Raw genomic sequence first — 24600 nt, 5'->3', positions numbered from 1 at the left:
CCCTTTTCGTGATACCTTTTCAGTATGACAAATTCACGTTTACAGAATCTGGATATTCGCCTGCTGCGCTACTTCGCCGTTGTTGCGGAGGAAAACAACATCAGCCGGGCGGCGCAGCGGCTATTTATTTCGCAGCCGCCGCTGAGCCGTCATATCCGCCATCTCGAGGCGCAGCTGGGGCTGACGTTATTTTTGCGCCATACCAAAGGCCTGATTCTTACCGAAGAGGGAAGGCGAGTGCTGGACATGGTCCGGCCGCTGCTGGCGCTTCAGGAACGCACTCTGGCAGCGCTGAGCCAGCTCTCGGCACACTCGCAGCAGCCTCTTCGTCTGGGCCTGACGACCGCTTTTGAACAAGGAGTTTTCGCCGCCGCAGAAGCTGCTTTGGGCGAACATAACCGCGCTTTGCATATTACCCGTCAGCCCTCGCCGGCGCTGGCTCAGCGGGTGCGCAAGGGTACACTTGATGCGGCGCTGATCGCCCTGCCGCTGAATACCGATGGCCTTCACCTGCGCGCTTTATCGTATTATGAACCGCTCATCGCGGCCCTACCGGCAGCCTGGCCAGAGGCCGGTCAGGCGGATCTGGCGTTAAGCGCGCTCAATCACCGGCCGCTGTTTTGGTTTAAACGCGAGCGTAATCCCGATTTTTTTGACTATACGCGGCGCATTTTTGACCGGGCTGGCTATACGCCCGCCTACGTGGAGGAGCCCGCCGAGCACGATGTTCTGCTGGCGCGGATTGCGCGTGGGGAAGGGATGATTTTACTGCCGGCATCCTTTTCTGCTATTCAGCGTCAGGGTGTGGTTTTCTGTCCTCTTCAGGATGCCAGTCAGCAGCTTCCGCTCAGGCTGGGCGTGGTCACGATGCCGACAAATAAGATGTTGTTGGAAGAGTTGACCGCAGTACTTGAAAAATCATTGCCTTAGTACAGAGGAGATGAATTAATTTCATCCAGGCTGAATATTCCTCACTGTTTACGCTGATTTTTCTATTGACGCCAGTGTCCTTTTCCGTCATTTTTACATCTGGACGTCTAAACGTATAGAAGTTCGCGATACAACAAACAATAAAATGCGATTGATGAGGTAAGGTATGAGCTTTTTTCACGCCAATCAGCGGGAAGCCCTGAATCAGAGCCTGGCGGAAGTACAGGGCCAGATTAACGTCTCCTTTGAATTCTTTCCGCCGCGCACCAGTGAAATGGAGCAAACCCTCTGGAAATCCATCGATCGCCTCAGCAGCCTGAAGCCGAAGTTTGTCTCCGTAACCTACGGCGCCAACTCCGGTGAACGTGACCGTACCCATAGCATTATCAAAGGTATTAAGGAGCGTACCGGGCTTGAGGCCGCGCCGCATCTGACCTGTATCGATGCCAGCCGTGATGAGCTGCGTACCATTGCCAAAGATTACTGGGATAGCGGGATCCGCCATATTGTTGCGCTGCGCGGCGACTTGCCGCCGGGCAGCGGAAAGCCGGATATGTATGCCGCTGACCTGGTGACTCTGCTGAAAGAGGTCGGGGATTTTGATATTTCCGTCGCGGCTTATCCGGAGGTTCATCCCGAAGCTAAAAGCGCGCAGGCAGACTTGCTCAACCTGAAGCGTAAAGTCGAAGCCGGAGCAAACCGCGCGATTACCCAGTTCTTCTTCGATGTGGAAAGCTACCTGCGTTTCCGCGACCGCTGCGTCTCCGCGGGTATCGATGTCGAAATCATTCCGGGTATTCTGCCGGTCTCTAACTTTAAGCAGGCGAAAAAATTTGCCGACATGACCAACGTGCGTATCCCGACGTGGATGGCGAAAATGTTTGAAGGTCTGGACAATGACCCCGAAACCCGCCAGCTGGTAGGGGCGAATATCGCAATGGATATGGTGAAGATTTTAAGTCGTGAAGGGGTGAAAGATTTCCACTTCTATACCCTGAACCGCGCGGAAATGAGCTACGCGATTTGCCACACGCTGGGCGTGCGTCCGGCGTAAACAAGATTCAGTTTCCTCCCCTTATCTTCCTTCTTTTCTCTGCGGTGCCGAAAACGCATTCGACGCCGCTGCTTTTGGTTTATCGTCCCGCCAGCAAAGCGAGTATAGTGCCCGCAAAATATTCATGATGGTTGGATGATGATTATGGCAGGGAAAAATAGCCCGTTGGCCTTCGGCGGCCTGATTGTGCTGACGCTTATCTGGAGCTACAGCTGGATTGCGATGAAGCAGGTGACGCTCTATATCGGCGCGTTCGATTTTACCGCGCTGCGCTGTATTTTGGGGGCGGCTTTGCTGTTTATCGTTTTGCTGCTGCGCGGTCGCGGAATGCGGCCCACGCCATTTGGCTACACGCTGGCGATTGCCCTGCTGCAGACCTGCGGGATGGTTGGGCTTGCCCAGTGGGCGCTGGTCAGCGGCGGGGCCGGGAAGGTTGCGGTTCTAAGCTATACCATGCCGTTTTGGGTGGTCATGATGGCGGCGCTATTTTTAGGCGAACGCATGCGGCGGCTGCAGTATGCCGCGATAGGCGTGGCGGCGCTGGGTTTATTGCTGGTGCTGCAGCCGTGGCAGCTCGATTTTTCGTCGATGAAAAGCGCCCTGCTGGCAATCCTCTCTGGCATAAGCTGGGGGGCCAGCGCGATTGTGGTTAAGCGGATGTATGCCCGCTATCCGCGCGTGGATTTACTGGCCTTGACCAGCTGGCAAATGCTGTATGGCGCGCTGGTGATGAGCGCCGTCGCCTGGCTGGTGCCGCAGCGCAGCATTGACTGGCAGCCTGGGGTTTTTTGGGCGTTGGGATATAGCGCGATTCTGGCCACGGCGCTGGCCTGGTGCCTCTGGTTATTTGTGTTACGTAATTTGCCCGCCAGCGTCGCGGGGCTGAGCACCCTGGCGGTCCCGGTCTGCGGAGTCCTGTTTTCATGGTGGCTCTTAGGGGAAAACCCGGGTCCGGTTGAAGGCGCCGGTATTGTGCTGATTGTCCTCGCGCTGACCCTAATCAGCCTCAAGAAGCGTGACGCTCGGGGGCAGGACGCATAAGTATTATCAACGCAAAACGCTCAATTACCCCTATGCGGACGCCGGGCCATCAGAAGCGATTTCAGCCAGCAGTAGCTGTACGTTTTGCCTGTCCATCAGAGAGAGAATATCGGCGGAAAGACCGGACTGGCAAACGGCGAAGTCAAGGTCTGCCAGACGACCGTAACCCGCAAGAAACGTTTGGCCAAATTTCGTTTTGTCCGCCAGCAGGATTTTCTGTCTTCCGGCCCGCATCAGCGTTTGCTTGACGTGCGCGCCGGCCATGGTTGCTACCGTCAGCTCGCCCTCGTCGTTGATTCCCTGAGTGCCAAGGAAGACCTTGTCGGCATGGATGTTATGAAAGAAGTCGGCGGTACTGAAAGAAATCATTCCCTGAGCCTCCTCGTCATATTCGCCAGGCGCTACGATCAATTTAATATTTTTTCGTCCTTTCAGCAGATTAACGACCGGGAAGGAATTGGTTATCACCATGATTCTTTTATCTAAAATAAACTGAGCGAGCGCCAGCGGAGTAGCGCCGCAGTCGATAATAAGGGTATCGCCATCTTCAATCAGTTCGGCGGCTTTCTGGCCTATGAGATGCTTATCATCATCCATTTGAATCGAGTTCAGCAGAAAGCTGTGACCGGCGCTGGCGCCGCTGGTCAAATAGGCTCCGCCGTAGGTCGTTTTAACAATACCTTGTTTTTCAAAGAAGGAGAGGTCGCGACGGATGGTCATTTTAGTGACAGCGAACTTTGCGGCGAGCTCATTGACGACGACTTTTTTGTCCTGCTGCAGAATAGCGTAAATGCTCATTCTTCGATCTGATGACTGCATATCTACGACTCACCCAAAGGAAAATCGCACTATAAAATACATCGTTTTGGCGGGCAATGGCGGGTGAAAAGAAGATACCCGCCTGCTGGCGGGTATGTCGGGAGGGGTTATTCCCACTCTTGCAGGAAGCGTTGACCATATTGGTCGGCAACCAGAAGCGCGGCATAAACCTGATCCGGCGTTGCGCCGCCGGGCATATTATGGATGGTTTCGCCTTCTGCGCAGGCGGCTTCCGCTACGGTACGCATTTTGCCTGGGATATCGGCTTTAATATCCAGCTGCGCCAGGGTGATAGGCAGTCCGACGCTATGGCACAGCGCCGCTACGGTTTCGATCTCTTCTACCGGCGCGTTTTCCAGTACCAGCTGCGTGAGCGTACCGAAAGCTACTTTTTCACCATGATAGTAGTGGTGAGCATCCGGGATCGCGGTCAGGCCGTTGTGGATAGCGTGCGCAGCCGCCAGGCCGCCGCTTTCAAAGCCGACGCCGCTCAGGTAGGTGTTGGCTTCAATCACCCGCTCCAGCGCTGGCGTCACAACGTGCTGCTCTGCCGCCAGCATCGCTTTTTCACCTTCTTCAATCAGCGTGTTGTAGCACAGTTCAGCCAGCGCCAGCGCTGCCTGAGTACATTTGCCGCCCGCCATAGTGGTGGCGCCGCTGCGGGAGCAGGCACGCGCTTCAAACCAGGTCGCCAGCGCGTCGCCGATACCGGCCGCCAGCAGGCGCGCCGGGGCTCCGGCAACGATTTGCGTATCGACAATGACCATGTTCGGGTTGCGCGGCAGCATCAGGTAGCTATCAAACTCGCCGTCATCGGTATAGATGACAGAGAGCGCGCTGCAGGGGGCATCGGTGGAGGCAATCGTCGGGGCAATCACCACCGGCAGATTCATAAAGTGTGCTAATGCTTTTGCGGTATCCAGCGTCTTGCCGCCGCCGATACCCAGCACGGCTGTGCAGCGGGCGGAACCGGCAATATCACGCAACCGGTTGATTTCATTGTGTGAGCATTCGCCGCCAAACGGCGCGATTTCGCCAACCAGATCGGCATCCGCCAGGCTTTTACGCAGTTTTTCTTCGGCAAAACCGAGTACAAATTTATCGCCAACGATGAGCCAGCGCTCAGCCAGCGGTTTGAGGTATCCGCCAAGGCGAGAAATTACGTCCGCGCCCTGAATGTACTTACCGGGTGATTGAATAATGCGATCCATTTCTATTCCTCCTGGATGACCGGAATGCCGCCTCCTGGGGCGGTCCGCCGATCGGGTTACAGGTTCAGAGTTCCAAAAGCGTTATTCCAGTCCTGCTCAAACTTCTCAATGGCTGACTCTACCGCAGGGGTGCCGAGCATTTGTTGCGCTACATCTAACGGCAGGGTAATAGCTTCGCAACCGGCTAACAGGCAATCCAGCGCCTGGCGCGGCGTCTTAAAGCTGGCGGCCAGCACTTTGCTTTCCGGCGCATGCAGCTCCAGCAGAGATTGCAGCTCCTGGACCATGCGGATGCCGTCGCCGCCCTGGGCGTCGACGCGGTTTACGTAAGGTGCAACGTATTTTGCCCCGGCCAGCGCAGCCAGCAGGCCCTGAGATGCGCTATAGACCGCCGTACCAAGCGTGGGGATACCTTCTTTTTTCAACAGTTTGATCGCAGCGAGGCCTTCGGCTGTCACCGGAATTTTTACCACAATACCGGGAACGGCGTTGCTCAGGCGTTTGGCTTCTTCCACCATGCCCTGCGCGTCGCGGCTCATGGTCTGGGCGAACAAAATACCTTCCGGGCCGACGGCTTTTTGCAGGCGCGGCAGAACATCCCAAACCGGCGTTTTGCCTGCGGCGATAATGCTCGGGTTGGTGGTCACGCCTGCCAGCGGGTAAATACGGGCCAGGCGTTCAACTTCTGCTACGTTTGCGGTGTCCAGATAGAGTTCCATATTGCTTTCCTCAGTGCTTAATTCGTGGTGTCGTTGAGGTAAGAATACGGCTTTCACTCGAAGGGTCGCCAGATGACAAATTTGCCAAAAACTGGATAAATGTACGCATTACGACTAAGGGTGATTTAGATCACATTTATCTCGAGAGCAGGATCAACAGTGGGATAAAACTACGTACAAAAGTCAGGTTTAACACACAAAAATCTAGTTTTCCGGCGAAGCGGTTTTTTCCGTCAACTGGCTATGATACTGACGGCGATACTCTGACGGCGAGCGTTCGGTGTTTTTGCGGAACAGGCGGCAGAAGTAGTTGCTGTCGGCAAAACCGCAGGCATGAGCGATATCTTTCACTTTCATATCGTGGCCTTTTAACAGCATTCTGGCCTGTTCCAGGCGAATATGATTCAGGTATTCGTTAAACCCCATTGGCCCGCATTTCTGGAACAGATGGGAAAGATAGTTAGGCGAGAGATAAAACGCTTGCGCCACCGACTCCCGGGTTAACGGGTCGGCAAAGTGGGCATCAATATGCTTACGAATCGCTTCAAACAGCGCCTGGCTGCGCGATGACGTTTGCACCTGACTGCCCAGCAGATCGGCGCAGTGGCTGAGCAGGCTGGTGACGATACAGCGGGCCGTGTGCTGTTCCTGCGGCTGCATCTGCATTTCATTTAGCGCCTGCAGAAGAAAAGATCCGACCCGGGGGCCGCGGCGCGGAACCTGCTGTTTATCCAGCACGCTAAGCGCGCCGCCGTCCCAGCAGCGCAGGGCGAATTCCAGCTGTTGTTTACCGAACAGGATGGTTAACAGCGTGGAGGGCTCCAGCCATTGAGGAGCGTTCCATCCACCAGCCGGAATATAGAGCACATCGTGCGGCATGAGCCGGGCGCAATCGGCTTTAATCGCCGGATCCTGAAGCTGACCCTCAAGCATGATTTCGAGGCGCGGAAAATCGACGCATAGCGTTTTTTCAGAAGCCGGTCTGGACTCTGTGGAAAAATGGACTTTGCCGATTACCGCCTGACCTTTAATAAAAGAATCAATAACCTGATTGATGCCGTTATCCATTATCGCTCCGCAAAACATGCTTTATCTGCATCATACCGAACATCGTGGAAAAGGCAGAATACCAGAGGGTGGCATAAGATACTCCATCGAAGCAGGATTATTCTTCGGCTCTGTCTGTTTTTATATTTTTGCAATCATGTGCTTACAAGTTATTTCTGCGTACGGCGGATTGCTTCTGGCGGCATCACATATCAGGATTTTTCATTACTTAACATGGGAGTGAGCGAGGGGAATATCTTGTCGACAATCAGCTAACGGAAAGAGAGCTGGCTTAACCAGGAGGTTAGTCCAGTCTCTTTTCTTTATTGCCTGGTCAGTGACTGATTGAGGCCAGATTGTACTTCCATAAGCTCATTTTTGGCTTCTTGTAGCTTCTTCTCTTTTTTTCTGATTTTTTCAGGATCGCCTGAAGCCTGGGCGTGGCGTAGTTCTTCCATGCGCTCGCGGACCTTACTCTCCTTGTCTGCAACCTTCTCTTGCCACTCAGAAGTAAGTTTACCGTCTGTGCAGTAGCGTTGTACTTTTGTCAGCGCGCTTTCCAGCCCCCTGATTCTATGTATATTTCCGTAAGCTTTGGCATACTCCAGCTGTTTTTGAATTTGATATTCTTTTTGCGCACAACCAGACCATTTATCGGATGCAGTGGCTGCGGCAGAAACAAAAGGGCTAAGTAATATAAAATAGGTAAGTGATTTAATTATAAACTTCATGATAAGTCCTTTATCAATTTAAACAGTAAGGGCGAGAGTTTTGTAGTTATTTAATATTGAATGTTATTTGAGAAAAGAGACCCGGTCAATAACCATAGACCAGGATTTCTCTTATAATTATATGATGTAAAGTTAATTGTTAACTTTATGATTTATAATCAAAAATATGAAATACAACAATCCCGTTGAGTTGCGTGTGGCTACCTCGCTGGTAAAATATAAAGTAAAAGGTGCGCGGACATTTAGATGATGGTTTTTTAATAAATCACTCACTTTATTTTTTTAGAAATATTGATATCTATGAGGTTTATTTGTTTGTCGATGTTTTGCCCTTTTGCAAGAAAACGCACAACCACTATTGATGGATAAATTAGGCCATAGGTTTTTTCATGATATCTGCTGTTTTTTTATCTGGCCACTGAAAACCCATCTGCTAAAACAGATCTCAGGGATTATTTTCTGACCAAAGCGGCTTCTTTTCGGCACAATGGGTATCCCGAAAAGGGGAAGTCAGGGTATGAAAGTGTGTTGCATAATATTAATGTTATGTTATACCGTAACATATTATTGCTAACCTAAACTCAGGAGAGAGTGATGACCCGAAAGATTTCCGCGCTTATGCTTGGTATGAGCCTGGTCCTGGCGAGCAGCCAGGCTGTTGCCCACGGCCACCATAGTCATGGCCCGGCGCTGACCGAAGCAGAGCAAAAGGCGAGTGAAGGCATTTTTGCCGACCAGGATGTAAAGGACAGGACGTTGAGCGACTGGGACGGTATCTGGCAGTCGGTAAATCCCTATCTGCTGAACGGCGATTTAGATGCCGTGCTGGAGCAGAAGGCCAAAAAAGCCGGTAAAAGCGTGGCGGAATATCGGGAATACTATAAGAAGGGCTATGCCACCGATGTGGACCAGATTGGTATCGAAGATAACGTCATGGAGTTTCACATCGGAAAAACCGTGAATACCTGTAAGTACGCCTATTCCGGTTACAAAATCCTGACCTACGCATCCGGTAAAAAAGGCGTGCGCTACCTCTTTGAATGCCAGCAGGCGGATTCAAAAGCGCCAAAGTTCGTCCAGTTTAGCGATCACACCATTGCGCCGCGCAAATCCCAACATTTCCATATCTTTATGGGCAATGAGTCGCAGGAAGCGCTGCTGAAAGAGATGGATAACTGGCCGACCTACTACCCTTACGCGCTGCATAAAGAGCAGATTGTCGACGAAATGCTGCATCACTAAAAAAAAGCCCCGGTAAACGCGATGCTTACCGGGGCTGAGGTTTTTACCCGGCTCGCGCTACGCACGCTTAGCCGGGCTACAGGTTTCTCAAGGCGAATTAGCCGGTGTTACGCATACCAGCCGCAACGCCTGCGATGGTGACCATCAGCGCTTGTTCAACGCGCGGATCCGGTTTTTCACCTTTCTCTTCCGCCAGGCGTGAACGATGCAGCAGTTCGGCCTGAAGTACGTTCAGCGGGTCGGTATAGATATTACGCAGCTGGATGGACTCCGCGATCCACGGCAGGTCGGCCATCAGGTGGGAATCGTTGGCGATGGCCAGCACCACGTTGATGTCAGCAGACAGCAGTTCGCGCAGCTCTTCGCCCAGCTTCCACAGTTCGGGTTTCACCAGACGCTGATCGTAATATTCCGCCAGCCACAGATCGGCTTTTGAATAGACCATCTCCAGCATGCCGAGACGAGTAGAGAAGAACGGCCAGTCGCGGCACATGCTCTCCAGCTCGCTCTGCTTGCCGCCTTCGACGACTTTTTGCAGCGCAGCGCCGGCACCCAGCCAGGCTGGCAGCATCAGGCGGTTTTGCGTCCATGCGAAGATCCACGGGATGGCGCGCAGCGACTCGACGCCGCCGGTCGGGCGACGTTTGGCCGGGCGCGAGCCCAGCGGCAGTTTACCCAGCTCCTGCTCCGGCGTAGCGGAACGGAAGTAAGGAACGAAATCTTTATTTTCACGCACGTAGCCGCGGTACATCTCGCAGGAGACGTCGGACAGCTCGGCCATGATGTCACGCCATTGCGCTTTTGGCTCTGGCGGCGGCAGCAGGTTGGCTTCCAGAATCGCGCTGGTGTAGAGCGACAGGCTGCTGATGGTGACTTCCGGCAGACCGTATTTAAAGCGGATCATCTCGCCCTGTTCGGTGACGCGCAGGCCGCCTTTCAGGCTTCCCGGAGGCTGAGAGAGCAGGGCCGCGTGCGCCGGCGCGCCGCCGCGACCGATAGAACCACCGCGGCCGTGGAACAGCGTCAGCTCAATGCCGGCCTTTTCACAGGTTTTAATTAACGCGTCCTGCGCCTGGTACTGCGCCCAGGAGGCGGCCATTACGCCCGCATCTTTCGCCGAGTCGGAATAGCCGATCATGACCATCTGCTTGCCCTGGATAAAGCCGCGATACCAGTCGATATTCAGCAGTTGGGTCATAACGTCGTCGGCGTTATTCAGGTCGTCCAGGGTTTCGAACAGCGGAGCGACCGGCAGCGCAAAGCCGATACCGGCTTCTTTCAGCAGCAGATGTACTGCCAGGACGTCTGACGGCGTTTTGGCCATCGAAATCACATAGGCTGCAATAGAGCCTCGCGGCGCTTCGGAGATGACTTTGCAGGTCTCAAGCACTTCGCGGGTTTCTTCGCTCGGCTCCCACTGACGCGGCAGCAGAGGACGTTTGGAATTCAGTTCGCGGATCAGGAAGGCCTGTTTGTCAGCTTCTGACCAGCTTTCATAGTCGCCGATGCCGAGGTAGCGGGTCATCTCGCCCAGCGCTTCGGTGTGACGGGTGCTTTCCTGACGGATATCGATACGCACCAGCGGTACGCCAAAGGCTTTTACGCGGCGCAGGGTATCGAGCAGCTCGCCGTTGGCGATAATCCCCATACCGCAGGCCTGGAGCGACTGGTAACAGGCGTAGAGCGGTTCCCATAGCTGCTCGTTTTGCGTGATAAGGCCCGCCGGTTTCGGCAGCTTCTGCCCCTTCAGGCGCGCTTCCAGCCAGGCCTGCGTCTCCATCAGCTGCGTGCGCAGTTTTTTCATCAGGTAACGATAGGGTTCCTGCGCGCCTTCCGCGCCTGCCAGTTCACGAAGCTCGTCGGTACACTCGACCATTGACAGCTCGGAAATCAGCAGCTGCACGTCTTTCAGGAACAGATCGGTGGCTTTCCAGCGGCTGAGCAGCAGGACGTGGCGGGTAATGTCGGCGGTTACGTTCGGGTTGCCGTCGCGGTCGCCGCCCATCCACGAGGTAAAGCGGACCGGGACAAAATCCACCGGCAGCCGATAGTTCAGGTTATCTTCCAGCTGCTCATTTAGCTCACGCAGGTAGTTTGGTACGCCTTCCCACAGGCTATTTTCGACAACCGCGAAGCCCCATTTGGCTTCATCCACCGGGGTAGGGCGATGCTTACGGATTTCATCGGTATGCCAGGACTGGGCAATCAGTTGGCGAAGACGGCGCATGACCTGGTGGCGCTCATAGTCAGCAATATCGTTATTATCGAGCAGCTTCAGGCAGTTGTTGATCTCGCCCATCTTGTGGATCAGCGTACGACGCGTGATTTCTGTCGGGTGCGCGGTCAGCACCAGTTCCAGCGACAGGGATTCAACGGCTTGTTTAATAATCGTTTCGTTGAGATTCGGTTGCTCTTTGAGCTTTCTCAGGGTGCGGGCAATCACTTCAGGATTACTGGCCGCTTCGCCTTTTGGCGAAATGCTGTGGTATTGCTCAGCGGTATTAGCCAGGTTCAGAAACTGGCTAAAGGCGCGCGCCACCGGCAGCAGCTCGTCGTTGGACAAGTTTTGCAGCGTGGTGAGCAGCTCCTGGCGGTTGGCTTCATTGCCAGCGCGAGAAGATTTGGACAACTTACGGATAGTTTCGACACGATCAAGAATGTTTTCTCCTAGCGCATCCTTGATGGTGTCGCCCAGCACCTTACCGAGCATACTGACATTACTACGCAAAGCGGAATATTGTTCGTTCATGTTACCCCAGACACCCCATCTCATTTTATTTTGTTATATCCGGCGCTCGAAAATTTGAGCAGTGGATAAGCAACCGTCTTTTATAAAGCCACGTAAAACCCCCCGCGTCAATTGTTGCGAAATCGCTTCAGCAAACGAATAAATAGCGGCAATTTGCGAAATTTAACTCAGAGGTCGCTTGATAAGTGTTGCTTATGAAAACGTGATAATTGTCACCCTCTCGTGCGGAAAAAAATCACCAGAGGGCGCGCGTTTTAATGCCAGCAGAAATGGTGGACCACCTGGGTAATGAGCTCGCGGGTTGGCTTAATAAAGCGCGTTTCCAGATACTCATCCGGCTGGTGGGCCTGGTTAATCGAGCCCGGGCCTAATACCAGCGTCGGACAGAGGGTCTGAATAAACGGCGCTTCGGTGCAGTAGTTGACCACGTCGGTCTGCGCGCCGAGCAGTTTTTCGACTACCTCAACCAGCTTATGGTCCGGTGGGCATTCGTAGCCAGGGATCGGCGGATGCAGTTCAGCAACGGTCAGGCGACCAGGCCAACGCTCACTCACCGGTGCCAGCGCCTCGTTCAGCAGCCCGTTAAGATCGTTGAGGGTCATTCCGGGCAGCGGGCGAATATCCATATGCAGTTCGCAACAGGCGCAAATGCGGTTGGAGGCATCGCCGCCGTGAATGGCCCCAAGGTTAAGTGTGGGATACGGGACGGTAAATGCGGCGTAGTGATAACGCTCTTTCAGGTCATCGCGCAGCTGCATGATGCGGCCGATGGCATCGTGCATTAGCTCAATGGCGTTGACGCCGCGTGCCGGGTCGCTGGAGTGGCCAGACTGCCCCTGAACGCGAACGGCAGTAGACATATGGCCTTTGTGCGCGCGTACCGGCTGCAGCGAAGTCGGTTCGCCGATAATGGCGCAGCCCGGCCGCAGTTGGGTCGTTTCGGCGAAATAGCGCGCGCCGGCCATGCTGGTCTCTTCATCGGCCGTCGCCAGAATATAGAGCGGCTTTTTCAGTTTAGCCACATCGACGTCGCGCAGGGCATCGAGAATAAAGGCGAAGAAGCCTTTCATATCCGCAGTGCCCAGGCCGTATAGCTTATTGTCGTGCTCGGTCAGGGTAAAAGGATCGCGAGTCCAGCGGCCATCATCAAACGGGACGGTATCGGTGTGCCCGGCAAGCAGCAGGCCGCCTGCGCCGTGGCCGGTACTCGCCAGCAGGTTGAATTTATTACGCGTATCCGGCACCGGCTGAACTTCAACATTAAAGCCGATATCACGGAACCAGCCCGCCAGTAAATTGATTAAAGACTCATTGCTTTGATCCAGCGCCTCTTCGGTTGCGCTGATGGAAGGTGTGGCGATCAGCGCGCGGTAAATCTCGATAAAGGGCGGTAAATTGTTTTTCATTGTTGACACACCTCGGGTCGTGATAGTATCAATATTCATGCATTATTTGTGAATAAAAATACATTATCGTTGAGCGTAAGGAAACCCATCGAACGTAAGGATGATGCGCTTACGGCTCAACAGGGTGGGGAAGGCAACGGTCTTCCAGGGCAAATATACGTAAGCAAGAAGGTGAAGAGCCCCAATGTTGAACACGCTGATTGTGGGCGCCAGCGGTTATGCCGGCGCAGAGCTAGTGGCCTATGTAAATCGCCATCCTCATATGACCATAACCGCTTTGACGGTCTCCGCGCAAAGCAATGATGCGGGAAAATTAGTTTCCGATTTGCATCCGCAACTGAAAGGGATTGTCGATCTGCCGCTGCAGCCGATGTCTGATATCAGCGAGTTTAGCGCCGGAGTCGATGTCGTTTTTCTGGCTACCGCCCATGAAGTGAGCCACGATCTGGCGCCGCAGTTTCTCGCGGCGGGCTGCGTGGTGTTCGATCTCTCCGGGGCGTTCCGCGTGAATGACGGCGCCTTCTATGAAAAATATTATGGTTTCACTCATCAGCACCCTGAACTGCTTGAACAGGCGGTTTACGGCCTGGCCGAGTGGAGCGTCGAAAAGCTAAAAGAAGCAAATCTGATTGCCGTACCCGGCTGCTACCCGACGGCGGCTCAGCTATCGTTAAAACCGCTGATCGATGCGGGACTGCTGGATCTTAACCAGTGGCCGGTGATCAACGCGACCAGCGGGGTCAGCGGCGCCGGGCGTAAAGCCTCTCTCGGTAACAGCTTCTGCGAAGTCAGCCTGCAACCCTACGGCGTTTTCAATCACCGCCATCACCCGGAAATCTCCACCCACCTGGGCGCGGACGTTATTTTTACCCCGCATCTGGGCAATTTTAAGCGTGGGATTCTGGAAACCATTACCTGCCGTCTGAAGCCCGGCGTCAGTAAAGAACAGGTCGCGGCGGTGTTCCAGCAGGCCTATGCGGATAAACCGCTGGTACGTTTATACGATCGTGGGGTCCCTGCATTGAAAAATGTCGTGGGTCTGCCATTCTGTGATATCGGTTTTGCAGTCCAGGATGAACATATCATCGTGGTGGCGGCGGAAGATAACCTGCTGAAAGGTGCGGCCGCGCAGGCCGTACAGTGCGCTAACATTCGTTTCGGCTTCGCTGAGACGCAGTCTCTTATTTAAGGTGTGATGATGAATCCTTTAATTATCAAACTCGGCGGCGTCCTGCTGGACAGCGAAGAAGCGCTGGAGCGCCTGTTTACTGCCCTGGTGAACTACCGTGAATCACATCAGCGCCCGCTAATTATTGTGCACGGCGGCGGCTGCGTGGTGGATGAACTGATGAAGCAGCTCAATCTGCCGGTGAACAAGAAAAATGGTCTGCGGGTCACCCCGGCGGATCAGATCGACATTATTACCGGCGCGCTGGCGGGAACCGCCAATAAAACGCTGCTGGCGTGGGCGAAGAAACACGGCCTGGCTTCCGTTGGGCTATTCCTCGGCGATGGCGATAGCGTCAAAGTGACGCAGCTTGATGAAGAGCTCGGCCATGTCGGATTTGCTCAGCCGGGTTCTCCGGCGCTGATTAACACGCTGCTGGCGGGCGGTTATCTGCCGGTTGTCAGCTCCATCGGCGTTACCGATGACGGTAAGTTAATGAACGTCAACGCTGACCAGGCGGCGACCGCGCTGGCGGCAACGCTTGGCGCAGACCTGATTCTGCTGTCAGACGTGAGCGGCATTCTCGATGGCAAAGGTCAGCGTATTGCTGAAATGACCGCCGGGAAAGCTGAACAACTGATCGAGCAGGGCATTATCACCGACGGAATGATCGTCAAAGTGAATGCGGCTCTGGACGCGGCGCGGACATTAGGCCGCCCGGTCGATATCGCCTCCTGGCGGCACGCAGAGCAGCTCCCTGCGCTGTTTAACGGTACGCCGATCGGCACGCGTATTCTGGCATAATCAATTTATCATTTTGTCGGCCCGGTAAGCGCAGCGCCGCCGGGCAATAAAATTCAAAGATATTAAGGAAGCATGTTATGGCACTTTGGGGTGGGCGTTTTACTCAGGCAGCGGATCAGCGGTTCAAACAGTTCAACGACTCTTTGCGCTTTGACTATCGCCTGGCGGAGCAGGATATCGTTGGCTCTGTTGCCTGGTCCAAAGCGCTGGTGACGGTGGGCGTACTGACCGCTGATGAACAGCAGAAGCTGGAAGAGGCGCTGAACATTCTGCTGGAAGAAGTACGGGCTAATCCGCAGCAGATCCTCGAAAGCGATGCGGAAGATATTCATAGCTGGGTAGAAGGTAAACTGATCGACAAGGTTGGCCAACTGGGCAAAAAGCTGCACACCGGGCGCAGCCGTAATGACCAGGTCGCAACGGACCTGAAGCTGTGGTGCAAAGATACCGTGGTGGAGCTGCTGTCGGCGAATCGTCAGCTGCAAAGCGCGCTGGTTGAGACGGCGGAGGCTAATCAGGACGCGGTCATGCCGGGCTATACTCACCTGCAGCGCGCGCAGCCGGTGACGTTCGCTCACTGGTGTCTGGCCTATGTCGAAATGCTGGCGCGTGATGAAAGCCGCCTGCAGGATGCGCTGAAGCGTCTGGACGTCAGCCCGCTGGGCTGCGGCGCGCTGGCGGGGACCGCCTATGAAATCGATCGCGAACAGCTTGCCGGCTGGCTGGGTTTCGCAACGGCGACCCGCAATAGCCTGGACAGCGTGTCCGATCGCGATCACGTCCTGGAACTGCTGTCCGATGCCTCAATCGGCATGGTCCACCTGTCGCGTTTTGCCGAAGATCTGATCTTCTTTAATACCGGCGAAGCGGGCTTTGTGGAGCTTTCTGACCGCGTGACGTCGGGTTCATCCCTGATGCCGCAGAAGAAAAACCCGGATGCGCTGGAGCTGATCCGCGGTAAATGCGGCCGCGTGCAGGGTGCCCTGACCGGCATGATGATGACCCTTAAAGGGCTGCCGCTGGCCTACAACAAAGATATGCAGGAAGATAAAGAAGGCCTGTTTGACGCGCTTGATACCTGGCTCGACTGCCTGCATATGGCGGCGCTGGTGCTTGACGGTATTCAGGTGAAACGCCCGCGCTGTGAAGAAGCCGCGCAGCAGGGATACGCGAATGCCACCGAGCTGGCGGACTATCTGGTAGCTAAAGGCGTACCGTTCCGTGAGGCGCACCATATTGTGGGTGAAGCGGTAGTAGAAGCCATTGCCCAGGGCAAACCGCTGGAAGATCTCCCTCTGGCCAATTTACAAAAATTTAGCGGCGTTATTGCTGATGACGTCTATCCGATTCTTTCGCTGCAGTCGTGTCTGGATAAGCGAGCGGCTAAAGGCGGCGTTTCTCCGCAGCAGGTTGCTCAGGCGATTGCCGACGCTAAATCGCGCCTGGTTTGAGCTATCTGTTCGCTGCCTGAAAGGCATTAAATAAAGGAAGCTCGGGTAACCCCGGGCTTTTTTATGCAAAAAAAAGCGGACACAAGGTCCGCAAAAGTTCACGTTGGCTTTAGTTATCCGGGTAGAGAACTGATGAGGAAGCTCAATGATTTTCTGCAGTTTTCCTCATTTATGGGTTTATTATTGAACAGAAACCTTGATAGGGATAATCGTTCGTTGCTATTCTATCTATCGCCATGGACTATCGTGGCGATGGAGGATGAATAATGAATATTCGCGATCTTGAATATCTGGTAGCGCTAGCTGAACACCGCCACTTCCGCCGTGCGGCGGATTCTTGCCACGTCAGTCAACCTACGCTTAGCGGGCAGATCCGTAAGCTGGAGGATGAACTCGGCGTGATGTTGCTGGAGCGCACCAGCCGTAAGGTTCTGTTCACCCAGGCAGGGCTGCTGCTGGTGGATCAAGCGCGTACCGTGCTACGCGAAGTCAAAGTGCTTAAGGAAATGGCGAGCCAGCAGGGAGAGACCATGTCCGGGCCATTGCATATCGGACTGATCCCGACCATTGGCCCTTATCTGCTGCCGCTGATTATCCCCATGCTGCACCAGACCTTTCCGAAGCTGGAAATGTATCTGCATGAAGCGCAAACCCATCAGCTGCTGGCCCAGCTTGATAGCGGTAAGCTCGACTGCGCAATTCTGGCGCTGGTCAAAGAGAGCGAAGCTTTTATTGAGGTGCCGCTGTTTGATGAGCCAATGATGCTGGCTATCTATGAAGATCATCCTTGGGCAAACCGCGAGTGCGTGCCGATGTCGGATCTGGCCGGTGAAAAACTGCTGATGCTGGAAGATGGCCACTGCCTGCGCGATCAGGCGATGGGCTTTTGCTTTGAAGCCGGCGCCGATGAAGACACCCACTTCCGCGCGACCAGTCTCGAAACGCTGCGTAACATGGTGGCTGCCGGTAGCGGCATCACCCTCTTGCCCGCCTTAGCCGTGCCGCAGGAGAGAAAGCGCGATGGCGTGGTCTATGTGCCTTGCATTAAGCCGGAACCGAGACGTACCGTTGGGCTGGTTTATCGCCCGGGTTCTCCGCTGCGTAGCCGTTATGAACATCTGGCGGAGGCCATCCGCAGTAAAATGGATGGCCATTTCGACGCGGCGTTAAAACAGGCGGTTTAAGCCATTCAACGCGGCTACCCGATAGGCTTCCGCCATTGTCGGGTAGTTAAAGGTGGTGTTAACGAAGTACTCAATGGTGTTACCGCCGCCTTTCTGCTCCATTATCGCCTGGCCGATGTGAATAATTTCGGCCGCGCGCTCGCCGAAACAATGAATGCCGAGGATCTCTTTCGTTTCGCGATGAAACAGGATCTTCAACGTACCGACGCTCATACCGACAATCTGCGCTCGCGCCAGGTGCTTGAACTGCGCGCGCCCGACCTCATAAGGCACCTTCATTGCCGTCAGCTGCTGCTCGGTTTTGCCGACCGAGCTGATTTCCGGAATGGTGTAAATCCCGGTAGGAATATCCTCAATCAGATGCGCAGATGCTTCGCCTTTCACCAGCGCCTGGGCCGCAATGCGCCCCTGATCGTACGCGGCGGAGGCCAGGCTCGGATAGCCAATCACATCGCCGACGGCATAGATGTGCGGCAGGGCGGTCTGGTACATGCTGTTGACCTTTAGCTGACCGCGGCTATCGGTCTGCAGACCGATATTTTCCAGCGCCAGAGAGTCGGTATTCCCGGTACGGCCGTTGGCGTAGAGCAGGCAGTCCGCCTTGAGCTTTTTGCCGGATTTCAGATGCATGATGACGCCGTCATCAACGCCTTCAATCTTTTCGTACTCTTCGTTGTGACGAATCACCACGCCGCTGTTCCAGAAGTGATAGGAGAGCGAATCAGACATCTCTTGATCGAGAAACGCCAGCAGACGATCGCGGGTGTTGATCAGATCCACTTTGACCTCCATCCCGCGGAAGATCGACGCATATTCGCAGCCGATCACCCCGGCGCCATAAATGATCACATGGCGCGGTTCGTGATGCAGGCTAAGGATCGAGTCGCTGTCATAAATGCGCGGATGATGAAAGTCGACGTCTGCCGGGTGATAGGGGCGTGAACCGCAGGCAATGACGAACTTTTCCGCCGTCACCGTCTCCACGGTACCGTCGTGGCATTCCAGCGCGATAGTGTGTTCATCGACAAAATGGGCGTTGCCCTGCAGGATTTCACAGTGGTTGCGCTCATAGAAACCCTGACGCATATGGGTTTGCTGGTTAATGACGCTGTCGGCATGGTTCAGGATGTCGGCGAAGGAAGAACGAAGAAGACGGGAATGGTCGCTGTAGAGGGGGTTTTGGTTAAACTCGATAATACGGCTGACGGCATGGCGGAGGGCTTTTGACGGGATGGTACCCCAGTGGGTACAACCGCCGCCGACGTTATGGTAGCGCTCGATGACGGCAACGCGTGCTCCCTGTTTCACCAGCCCCATGGCGGCACCTTCTCCGCCCGGACCGGAACCAATCACAATTGCATCATAATCCCAAGAGTGTGACATGGCATTACTCACCTGTTTTATACATAAAATAAACACGATGATAACATTCGCCGCGCTTTAACCCAATTATCGTTGTGCTTTTTTGCGGCATAAAAGCAGAAACAGCTCGTAAACAATCATTCACAATCCAGTGTAAACCGATTAGTTCTAATCTCTGGTATAGTGCCGGAAGGGCTTATGGAAGGATTCAGACAACGTGATGGGCGTAAGAGCGCAACAAAAAGAAAAAACCCGGCGTTCGCTGGTGGAAGCAGCATTTAGCCAGCTAAGTGCTGAACGAAGTTTTGCCAGCTTGAGCCTGCGCGAAGTGGCGCGGGAAGCCGGGATCGCCCCAACGTCCTTCTATCGCCATTTCCGCGATGTCGATGAGCTGGGTTTGACCATGGTGGATGAAAGCGGGCTGATGCTGCGTCAGCTGATGCGTCAGGCGCGGCAGCGTATCGCCAAAGGGGGCAGCGTCATTCGTACCTCTGTTTCCACCTTTATGGAATTCATCGGTAACAACCCGAATGCCTTCCGTCTGCTGCTGCGTGAACGCTCCGGTACATCCGCGGCGTTTCGTGCCGCCGTGGCGCGTGAAATTCAGCATTTCATCGCGGAACTTGCCGACTATTTAGAAATCGAAAACCATATGCCGCGCGCCTTTACCGAAGCGCAGGCTGAAGCTATGGTCACCATCGTATTTAGCGCCGGCGCCGAGGCCCTGGATGTAGGTCCGGAGCAGCGTCGGCAGCTGGAAGAGCGCCTGGTGCTGCAGCTCAGAATGATCTCGAAAGGCGCGTATTATTGGTATCGCCGTGAACAAGAAAAAATTTCAAATCATTCCGAATAACGTGAAGGACGAGCAATGAAACACTCAGTACAAGATAGAGGTACGCTGCTGCTGGCGCTGATCGCAGGTTTATCCATTAATGGAACCTTCGCTGCGCTATTCAGTTCAATTGTCCCTTTTTCCATTTTCCCTGTTTTGTCGCTGGTGCTGACGGTTTACTGTCTGCATCAGCGCTATCAAAATCGTAGTATGCCCGTGGGTCTGCCGGGGCTTGCCGCCGCCTGTTTTATTCTCGGCGTGCTGGTTTATAGCACCGTTGTGCGCGCGGAATATCCGGACATCGGCTCTAACTTCTTCCCGGCGGTTCTGTCGGTGATTATGGTGTTCTGGATTGGCTACAAAGTGCGCAACCGCAAGAGCGCGATCGCTGAATAATCTATCGCCCGGCAACAGCGCTGTTGCCGGGTTTCCTGCCGCAGCTTTACTTCTTCGTTAACAGTACGCCGCATTCCATATGGTGGGTATACGGGAACTGGTCGAACAGCGCCAGGCGCGTGATCTCGTGGGTATCACTGAGCGTTTCCAGGTTCTGGCATAGGGTCTCCGGATTGCAGGAGATATACAGAATACGCGGATACGCCTGCACCATTTTCTCCGTTTCGCTATCCAGCCCGCTGCGCGGCGGATCGACGAAAATCGTCTGGCACTGATAGCTCTTCAGATCGATGCCCTGCAGGCGATTAAACTCCCGCACGCCGTTCATCGCTTGAGTAAACTCTTCCGCCGACATGCGGATAATCTGCACATTATCAATGTGGTTCGCGGCAATGTTGTATTGCGCTGCTGCGACGGATGGTTTAGCAATCTCTGTTGCCAGCACGCGATCGAAATTACGCGCCAGCGCCAGCGAAAAGTTGCCGTTGCCGCAATACAGCTCAAGCAGGTCGCCGGTTGCGCCTTTCGTGGTATCAATAGCCCACTCCAGCATCTGGATGTTCATCGCTGCGTTCGGCTGGGTGAAGCTATTCTCTACCTGGCGATAGACCATTTCACGCCCACCAACCGGTAAGCGTTCATCAATATAATCCTGATCCAGCTCGATTTTCGTCTTCGTTGCGCGGCCAATCAGATGCACATTCAGGTTTTGCGCCCGCAGCGCATCGCGCAAACGCTCCGCCTGCTGGCGCCACTCGTCGTCGAGCTTTTTATGATACAGCAGCGATATCACCGCCTGGTTGCTTAGGGTGGTCAGATAATCCACCTGAAACAGTTTATGGCGCAGTACCGGGTTATCGCGTACGCCGGCAATCACGGCAGTCATCAATTGATTAATGAGTTCACTGGCGGCCGGGAAGGTATCGACGCGAATACGGGATTTGGTCTGCTGATCAAACATAATGTGGTACAGGTCATCGCCATCGTGCCACAGGCGGAACTCTGCGCGCATGCGATAGTGGCTGACCGGCGAACGAAACACTTCCGGAACCGGGGCGCTGAAAGGCGCCATCATTTTCTGCAAACGGACGACTTTCTCTGCCAACTGCGCTTCATATTGTTCGGTAGGAAGGTGTTCGGGGGTCATGATGTATCCTGAATAAAATAAGTACGCGGGGATTGTAGGGAAAGCGCTGGGGATGTCCAGCCCTGATGATATCAGGAAATATCACCGTAGAAGTCTGGACATCTATATGTTTCTAATTATAGCATCGTGTTACCGGTCCTATGAGTTAATAGGGAATCCAGTGCAAATCTGGAGCTGACGCGCAGCGGTAAGGAAAAGTGGGATGAGCGCATAGTGCAGACACTGCGGTTATTTAGCGGGAAGTCCTCATCCATTAAACACCCCAAGCCCGAAGACCTGCCGGAATACGTCGCATTTGGTTTCTATCATCGCGTGCTATTGATAGAGCCGGCGGCATCCTTTGCATATTACGGATGCTTTTAAAATGATTAAAAAAGCTTCGCTGATGACGGCGCTCTCCGTCACGGCTTTTTCCGGCTGGGCGCAGGATAGCAATTCAGATACGTTAGTGGTGACAGCAAATCGTTTTCAACAACCGGTCAACACGGTCCTTGCGCCGACCGATGTTGTGACGCGGGAAGAGATCGATCGCTGGCAGGCGAAAGATTTGAACGATGTAATGCGCCGATTGCCTGGCGTGGACGTCGCGCAAAATGGGGGGATGGGGCAATCTTCCTCGCTCTTCATCCGTGGTACTGAAGCCAAACAGGTGCTGGTTCTGGTTGATGGCGTTCCCATGGCCCGACCGGGTATCACCAATAATCCTGACCTGAACCAGATTCCGCTATCGCTGGTGCAGAGAGTTGAATATATCCGCGGCCCGCGTTCGGCGATTTATGGTTCCGGCGCAATGGGCGGCGTGATTAACGTCATTACGCATTCCGATAAAGAACAATCCAAAATTACCGCTGGGGTGGGTTCTAAAGGTTACCAACAATATGACGGTACTCTGCGCCATCGCTTTGGCGATACGGTCGCGACGGTTGCGGGCTCTTATGAGGGCAATAAAGGCTTTAACGTTCAGCCTGATTCAACCTGGGATCACGACGGCGATCGCGATGGTTTCCGTAATAAAACGTTTTGGGGCAGTCTTGAGCATAAATTTAACGAGAATTTTGACGGTTTCTTCCGCGGACACAGCTACACCAACAACTCTGATTACGATCTTGGAAGCCCGCCGTATAGTCCGGCCAACAGCGCAGATGAAAACCAGCTCTATAACCAAAGCTGGGATGCCGGGCTGAACTTCAATTCCGGTATTTACTCCTCTCAGCTTATCGCCAGCTATCAGAAGGTAAAGGACTATAACTACAGCAGTATTTATGGTCGTTATAATGATGGGACGACGCTCGACAGGATGACGCAGCGTAATCTTCAATGGGGCAATAACGTTATTGTCGGTCACGGCTCGGTCAGCGCAGGGGTCGATTGGCAGCAGCAGCGTTTAACGTCGTCAGATACGGCGCTGTCGGATACCTACAAGCGTGATAACACGGGGCTGTATCTGACGGGCCAGCAGCAAGTGGGTGATGTCACCCTCGAAGCTTCCGGACGTGAAGACCACGATGAGCAGTTTGGCTGGCACGGTACCTGGCAGACTACCGCAGGATGGGAGTTTGTTGAAAATTATCGCCTGACTATCGGTTACGGTACCGGCTTTCTTGCGCCTTCTTTAGGACAACAGTTTGGCTCAACCCGATTTGGTATCAACGCGAATCCTAATTTGAAACCTGAAGAGTCGAAACAGTGGGAGGCGGGGCTGGAAGGGCTTACCGGCCCTGTTGACTGGCGCTTATCCGCGTACCATTACAAGATTAGCAATCTGATTACCTATTACTCCGATCCTGTTACCTATGAGGGGGAGTACGACAATATCAATGCCGCCACGATTAAAGGCGTGGAATGGACGGGAAGTATTGATACCGGTATTTTTAGCCATCGCGTAACGTTGCAGTATGTTGATCCGCGTAACGATGATAACGGTGAAGTGCTGGCCCGGCGTTCTAAACGACAGGCAAAATATCAGCTGGACTGGTCCGTGTTTGATGTCGATATGGATGTGTCGTGGCAGTATTATGGGAAGCGTTACGACAACAACACCTCCCAATACAACAATACGCAAAGAATTTTGCCAAGCTACAGCACGGTAGACGTTTCTGCAGCGTATCCGATCACCGATCGACTGACAGTTCGTGGTAAAATAGCTAACCTGTTCGATAAAGATTACGAGACAGCTTATGGCTACCAAACTGCAGGACGAGAATACTACTTGTCTGGCAGCTACACCTTCTGATCCACGTCCCACCGTGCTGGTGTTTGATTCCGGCGTCGGTGGGCTGTCGGTTTACAATGAGATTCGGCAGCTTTTGCCGAATCTGCATTATATCTACGCTTTCGACAACGTTGCTTTCCCCTACGGCGAGAAAAGCGAAGAGTTTATTGTTGAACGCGTTCTGGAGATTGTCACCGCGGTTCAGCAGCGTTACCCCCTGGCGCTGGCCGTCATTGCCTGTAATACCGCAAGTACCGTTTCCCTCCCCGCCTTGCGCGACAAATTTGCGTTTCCGGTTGTCGGCGTGGTTCCTGCGATAAAACCCGCGGCACGATTAACGGCGAATGGCGTTGTTGGTCTGCTGGCGACGCGCGGGACGGTAAAACGTCCTTATACGCGCGAACTGATTGCTCGTTTTGCGAATGAATGCAAAATCGAAATGCTGGGATCGGCAGAGCTGGTTGAGCTGGCAGAAGCCAAGCTGCACGGCGAGCCGGTTCCGCTGGATGAGCTGCGACGTATTCTGCGTCCCTGGCTGCGAATGCAGGAGCCGCCTGATACGGTTGTGTTGGGCTGTACGCATTTCCCTCTATTACAAGAGGAGCTGCAGCAGGTTCTGCCGGAAGGGACAAGAATGATCGACTCCGGGGCGGCGATTGCGCGTCGAACCGCCTGGCTATTAGAGCATGAAGCGCCTGATGCAAAATCGGGTGATGCCAATATTGCGTACTGTATGGCGTTAACGGCTGAAACTGAACAGCTTTTGAGCGTTTTGCAGCGTTACGGCTTCGAATCGCTGGAAAAACTACCGCTTTCATAGCGTTTTGCACAAAAAAGAGACGGTTGAAAGATTTTTTGCAAACAGGGCTTGTCAACGTCTCAGAACTCCCTATAATGCGCCTCCACTGACACGGAACAACGGCTTACAGCCCGCCGGGTCAGCGGGATTCAGCGATGAATGCCGGCAGAAAAAAGCGAAATTAAACGCTTGACTCTGAATGAGGAAAACGTATTATACGGGACCTCGCAACGGTGAGCGAAAGCCGCGTTGCACTGCTCTTTAACAATTTATCAGACAATCTGTGTGGGCACTCA

Annotated in this window: 21 protein-coding genes and 1 riboswitch; of the genes, 12 read left to right on the top strand and 9 right to left on the bottom strand. The window is 54.0% G+C overall.

What is annotated here, in order from left to right; all coding sequences use genetic code 11:
* Positions 1-24: 24 nt before the first annotated feature.
* From ACSIPU_RS24925 to ACSIPU_RS24915, 3 genes are all read left to right on the top strand, one after another.
* Positions 25-930, top strand: a complete 906-nt coding sequence (locus ACSIPU_RS24925) for a LysR family transcriptional regulator (RefSeq protein ID WP_032729198.1) — start codon at positions 25-27, stop codon at positions 928-930.
* Between the two features lie 166 nt (positions 931-1096).
* Positions 1097-1984, top strand: a complete 888-nt coding sequence (gene metF / locus ACSIPU_RS24920; RefSeq protein ID WP_004107554.1) for a methylenetetrahydrofolate reductase — start codon at positions 1097-1099, stop codon at positions 1982-1984.
* A gap of 144 nt (positions 1985-2128) precedes the next feature.
* On the top strand, positions 2129-3025 hold the full coding sequence (locus ACSIPU_RS24915) for a DMT family transporter (protein WP_004107555.1): 897 nt from the start codon (positions 2129-2131) through the stop codon (positions 3023-3025).
* 30 nt (positions 3026-3055) lie between these two features.
* On the opposite strand, the gene ACSIPU_RS24910 is transcribed toward ACSIPU_RS24915, so the two are convergent.
* The 5 genes from ACSIPU_RS24910 to ACSIPU_RS24890 all read right to left on the bottom strand — a co-directional run bounded on the left by ACSIPU_RS24910 (position 3056) and on the right by ACSIPU_RS24890 (position 7552).
* Complete coding sequence (locus ACSIPU_RS24910) at positions 3056-3823, bottom strand: DeoR/GlpR family DNA-binding transcription regulator (protein ID WP_016809662.1); 768 nt, start codon at positions 3821-3823, stop codon at positions 3056-3058.
* A gap of 128 nt (positions 3824-3951) precedes the next feature.
* Positions 3952-5055, bottom strand: coding sequence for a bifunctional L-1,2-propanediol dehydrogenase/glycerol dehydrogenase (gene gldA, locus ACSIPU_RS24905; protein ID WP_105889446.1), 1104 nt, complete (start codon positions 5053-5055; stop codon positions 3952-3954).
* A gap of 56 nt (positions 5056-5111) precedes the next feature.
* The gene (fsa, locus tag ACSIPU_RS24900) at positions 5112-5774 is read right to left on the bottom strand and encodes a fructose-6-phosphate aldolase (RefSeq protein WP_004107558.1); all 663 of its coding nucleotides are present in this window, start codon (positions 5772-5774) and stop codon (positions 5112-5114) included.
* A gap of 204 nt (positions 5775-5978) precedes the next feature.
* Positions 5979-6842, bottom strand: coding sequence for an AraC family transcriptional regulator (locus ACSIPU_RS24895; protein ID WP_023321857.1), 864 nt, complete (start codon positions 6840-6842; stop codon positions 5979-5981).
* Positions 6843-7144: 302 nt separating this feature from the next.
* The gene (locus ACSIPU_RS24890; protein ID WP_196558202.1) at positions 7145-7552 is read right to left on the bottom strand and encodes a DUF1090 domain-containing protein; all 408 of its coding nucleotides are present in this window, start codon (positions 7550-7552) and stop codon (positions 7145-7147) included.
* 594 nt (positions 7553-8146) lie between these two features.
* On the opposite strand from ACSIPU_RS24890, the gene zinT reads away from it, so the two are divergent.
* Entirely contained in the window at positions 8147-8794 is a 648-nt protein-coding gene (gene zinT, locus ACSIPU_RS24885; protein ID WP_004107563.1) for a metal-binding protein ZinT, read from the top strand.
* A gap of 97 nt (positions 8795-8891) precedes the next feature.
* Here the strand turns inward: zinT and ppc are convergent, their stop codons facing one another.
* Both ppc and argE read right to left on the bottom strand, forming a co-directional pair.
* The gene (ppc, locus tag ACSIPU_RS24880) at positions 8892-11543 is read right to left on the bottom strand and encodes a phosphoenolpyruvate carboxylase (RefSeq protein WP_004107564.1); all 2652 of its coding nucleotides are present in this window, start codon (positions 11541-11543) and stop codon (positions 8892-8894) included.
* A 254-nt stretch (positions 11544-11797) separates the two neighbouring features.
* Positions 11798-12949 (bottom strand): acetylornithine deacetylase, encoded by a 1152-nt coding sequence (gene argE / locus ACSIPU_RS24875; RefSeq protein ID WP_435322435.1) that lies wholly within the window; start codon positions 12947-12949, stop codon positions 11798-11800.
* 184 nt (positions 12950-13133) lie between these two features.
* Here argE and argC point away from each other — a divergent pair, with 184 nt between their 5' ends.
* From argC to oxyR, 4 genes are all read left to right on the top strand, one after another.
* A complete protein-coding gene (gene argC, locus ACSIPU_RS24870) occupies positions 13134-14138 on the top strand; it encodes an N-acetyl-gamma-glutamyl-phosphate reductase (RefSeq protein WP_004116918.1) in 1005 nt (334 codons plus the stop codon).
* 6 nt (positions 14139-14144) lie between these two features.
* Positions 14145-14921, top strand: a complete 777-nt coding sequence (argB, locus tag ACSIPU_RS24865) for an acetylglutamate kinase (protein WP_094298910.1) — start codon at positions 14145-14147, stop codon at positions 14919-14921.
* Positions 14922-14998: 77 nt separating this feature from the next.
* Positions 14999-16372, top strand: a complete 1374-nt coding sequence (gene argH, locus ACSIPU_RS24860; protein WP_004107571.1) for an argininosuccinate lyase — start codon at positions 14999-15001, stop codon at positions 16370-16372.
* A 266-nt stretch (positions 16373-16638) separates the two neighbouring features.
* The gene (gene oxyR, locus ACSIPU_RS24855; protein ID WP_004107578.1) at positions 16639-17556 is read left to right on the top strand and encodes a DNA-binding transcriptional regulator OxyR; all 918 of its coding nucleotides are present in this window, start codon (positions 16639-16641) and stop codon (positions 17554-17556) included.
* On the opposite strand, the gene sthA is transcribed toward oxyR, so the two are convergent.
* Complete coding sequence (gene sthA / locus ACSIPU_RS24850) at positions 17539-18939, bottom strand: Si-specific NAD(P)(+) transhydrogenase (RefSeq protein ID WP_004116922.1); 1401 nt, start codon at positions 18937-18939, stop codon at positions 17539-17541. The genes oxyR and sthA overlap by 18 nt on opposite strands.
* 196 nt (positions 18940-19135) lie before the next feature.
* Here sthA and fabR point away from each other — a divergent pair, with 196 nt between their 5' ends.
* The gene (fabR, locus tag ACSIPU_RS24845) at positions 19136-19771 is read left to right on the top strand and encodes an HTH-type transcriptional repressor FabR (protein WP_004107582.1); all 636 of its coding nucleotides are present in this window, start codon (positions 19136-19138) and stop codon (positions 19769-19771) included.
* Positions 19772-19786: 15 nt separating this feature from the next.
* On the top strand, positions 19787-20146 hold the full coding sequence (locus ACSIPU_RS24840) for a YijD family membrane protein (protein WP_004107583.1): 360 nt from the start codon (positions 19787-19789) through the stop codon (positions 20144-20146).
* 46 nt (positions 20147-20192) lie between these two features.
* Here the strand turns inward: ACSIPU_RS24840 and trmA are convergent, their stop codons facing one another.
* Entirely contained in the window at positions 20193-21293 is a 1101-nt protein-coding gene (gene trmA, locus ACSIPU_RS24835; RefSeq protein ID WP_017145147.1) for a tRNA (uridine(54)-C5)-methyltransferase TrmA, read from the bottom strand.
* A gap of 116 nt (positions 21294-21409) precedes the next feature.
* Positions 21410-21590, top strand: a riboswitch (cobalamin riboswitch).
* 67 nt (positions 21591-21657) lie between these two features.
* On the opposite strand from trmA, the gene btuB reads away from it, so the two are divergent.
* Together btuB and murI are read left to right on the top strand one after the other, a co-directional pair.
* A complete protein-coding gene (btuB, locus tag ACSIPU_RS24830; RefSeq protein ID WP_049593888.1) occupies positions 21658-23526 on the top strand; it encodes a TonB-dependent vitamin B12 receptor BtuB in 1869 nt (622 codons plus the stop codon).
* Positions 23471-24325 (top strand): glutamate racemase, encoded by an 855-nt coding sequence (gene murI, locus ACSIPU_RS24825; protein WP_004116931.1) that lies wholly within the window; start codon positions 23471-23473, stop codon positions 24323-24325. Before btuB ends, murI begins: the two co-directional genes overlap by 56 nt.
* Positions 24326-24600 lie beyond the last annotated feature (275 nt).

This window comes from Klebsiella sp. HN106, assembly GCF_051209435.1.
GTDB classification, from domain to species: domain Bacteria; phylum Pseudomonadota; class Gammaproteobacteria; order Enterobacterales; family Enterobacteriaceae; genus Klebsiella; species Klebsiella oxytoca.
The sequence above is the reverse complement of the archived record's forward strand: the minus strand, read 5'-3'. Positions and strand labels throughout refer to the sequence as shown.

Coding starts and splice junctions, on each gene's coding strand:
- argH (WP_004107571.1), top strand. CDS start 14,999: ATGGCACTTTGGGGTGGGCGTTTTACTCAGGCAGCGGATCAGCGGTTC.
- argC (WP_004116918.1), top strand. CDS start 13,134: ATGTTGAACACGCTGATTGTGGGCGCCAGCGGTTATGCCGGCGCAGAG.
- metF (WP_004107554.1), top strand. CDS start 1,097: ATGAGCTTTTTTCACGCCAATCAGCGGGAAGCCCTGAATCAGAGCCTG.
- ACSIPU_RS24915 (WP_004107555.1), top strand. CDS start 2,129: ATGGCAGGGAAAAATAGCCCGTTGGCCTTCGGCGGCCTGATTGTGCTG.
- trmA (WP_017145147.1), bottom strand. CDS start 21,293: ATGACCCCCGAACACCTTCCTACCGAACAATATGAAGCGCAGTTGGCA.
- ACSIPU_RS24840 (WP_004107583.1), top strand. CDS start 19,787: ATGAAACACTCAGTACAAGATAGAGGTACGCTGCTGCTGGCGCTGATC.
- oxyR (WP_004107578.1), top strand. CDS start 16,639: ATGAATATTCGCGATCTTGAATATCTGGTAGCGCTAGCTGAACACCGC.
- ACSIPU_RS24895 (WP_023321857.1), bottom strand. CDS start 6,842: ATGGATAACGGCATCAATCAGGTTATTGATTCTTTTATTAAAGGTCAG.
- ACSIPU_RS24890 (WP_196558202.1), bottom strand. CDS start 7,552: ATGAAGTTTATAATTAAATCACTTACCTATTTTATATTACTTAGCCCT.
- gldA (WP_105889446.1), bottom strand. CDS start 5,055: ATGGATCGCATTATTCAATCACCCGGTAAGTACATTCAGGGCGCGGAC.
- murI (WP_004116931.1), top strand. CDS start 23,471: ATGGCTACCAAACTGCAGGACGAGAATACTACTTGTCTGGCAGCTACA.
- argE (WP_435322435.1), bottom strand. CDS start 12,949: ATGAAAAACAATTTACCGCCCTTTATCGAGATTTACCGCGCGCTGATC.
- sthA (WP_004116922.1), bottom strand. CDS start 18,939: ATGTCACACTCTTGGGATTATGATGCAATTGTGATTGGTTCCGGTCCG.
- ACSIPU_RS24925 (WP_032729198.1), top strand. CDS start 25: ATGACAAATTCACGTTTACAGAATCTGGATATTCGCCTGCTGCGCTAC.
- argB (WP_094298910.1), top strand. CDS start 14,145: ATGATGAATCCTTTAATTATCAAACTCGGCGGCGTCCTGCTGGACAGC.
- ppc (WP_004107564.1), bottom strand. CDS start 11,543: ATGAACGAACAATATTCCGCTTTGCGTAGTAATGTCAGTATGCTCGGT.
- btuB (WP_049593888.1), top strand. CDS start 21,658: ATGATTAAAAAAGCTTCGCTGATGACGGCGCTCTCCGTCACGGCTTTT.
- ACSIPU_RS24910 (WP_016809662.1), bottom strand. CDS start 3,823: ATGAGCATTTACGCTATTCTGCAGCAGGACAAAAAAGTCGTCGTCAAT.
- zinT (WP_004107563.1), top strand. CDS start 8,147: ATGACCCGAAAGATTTCCGCGCTTATGCTTGGTATGAGCCTGGTCCTG.
- fsa (WP_004107558.1), bottom strand. CDS start 5,774: ATGGAACTCTATCTGGACACCGCAAACGTAGCAGAAGTTGAACGCCTG.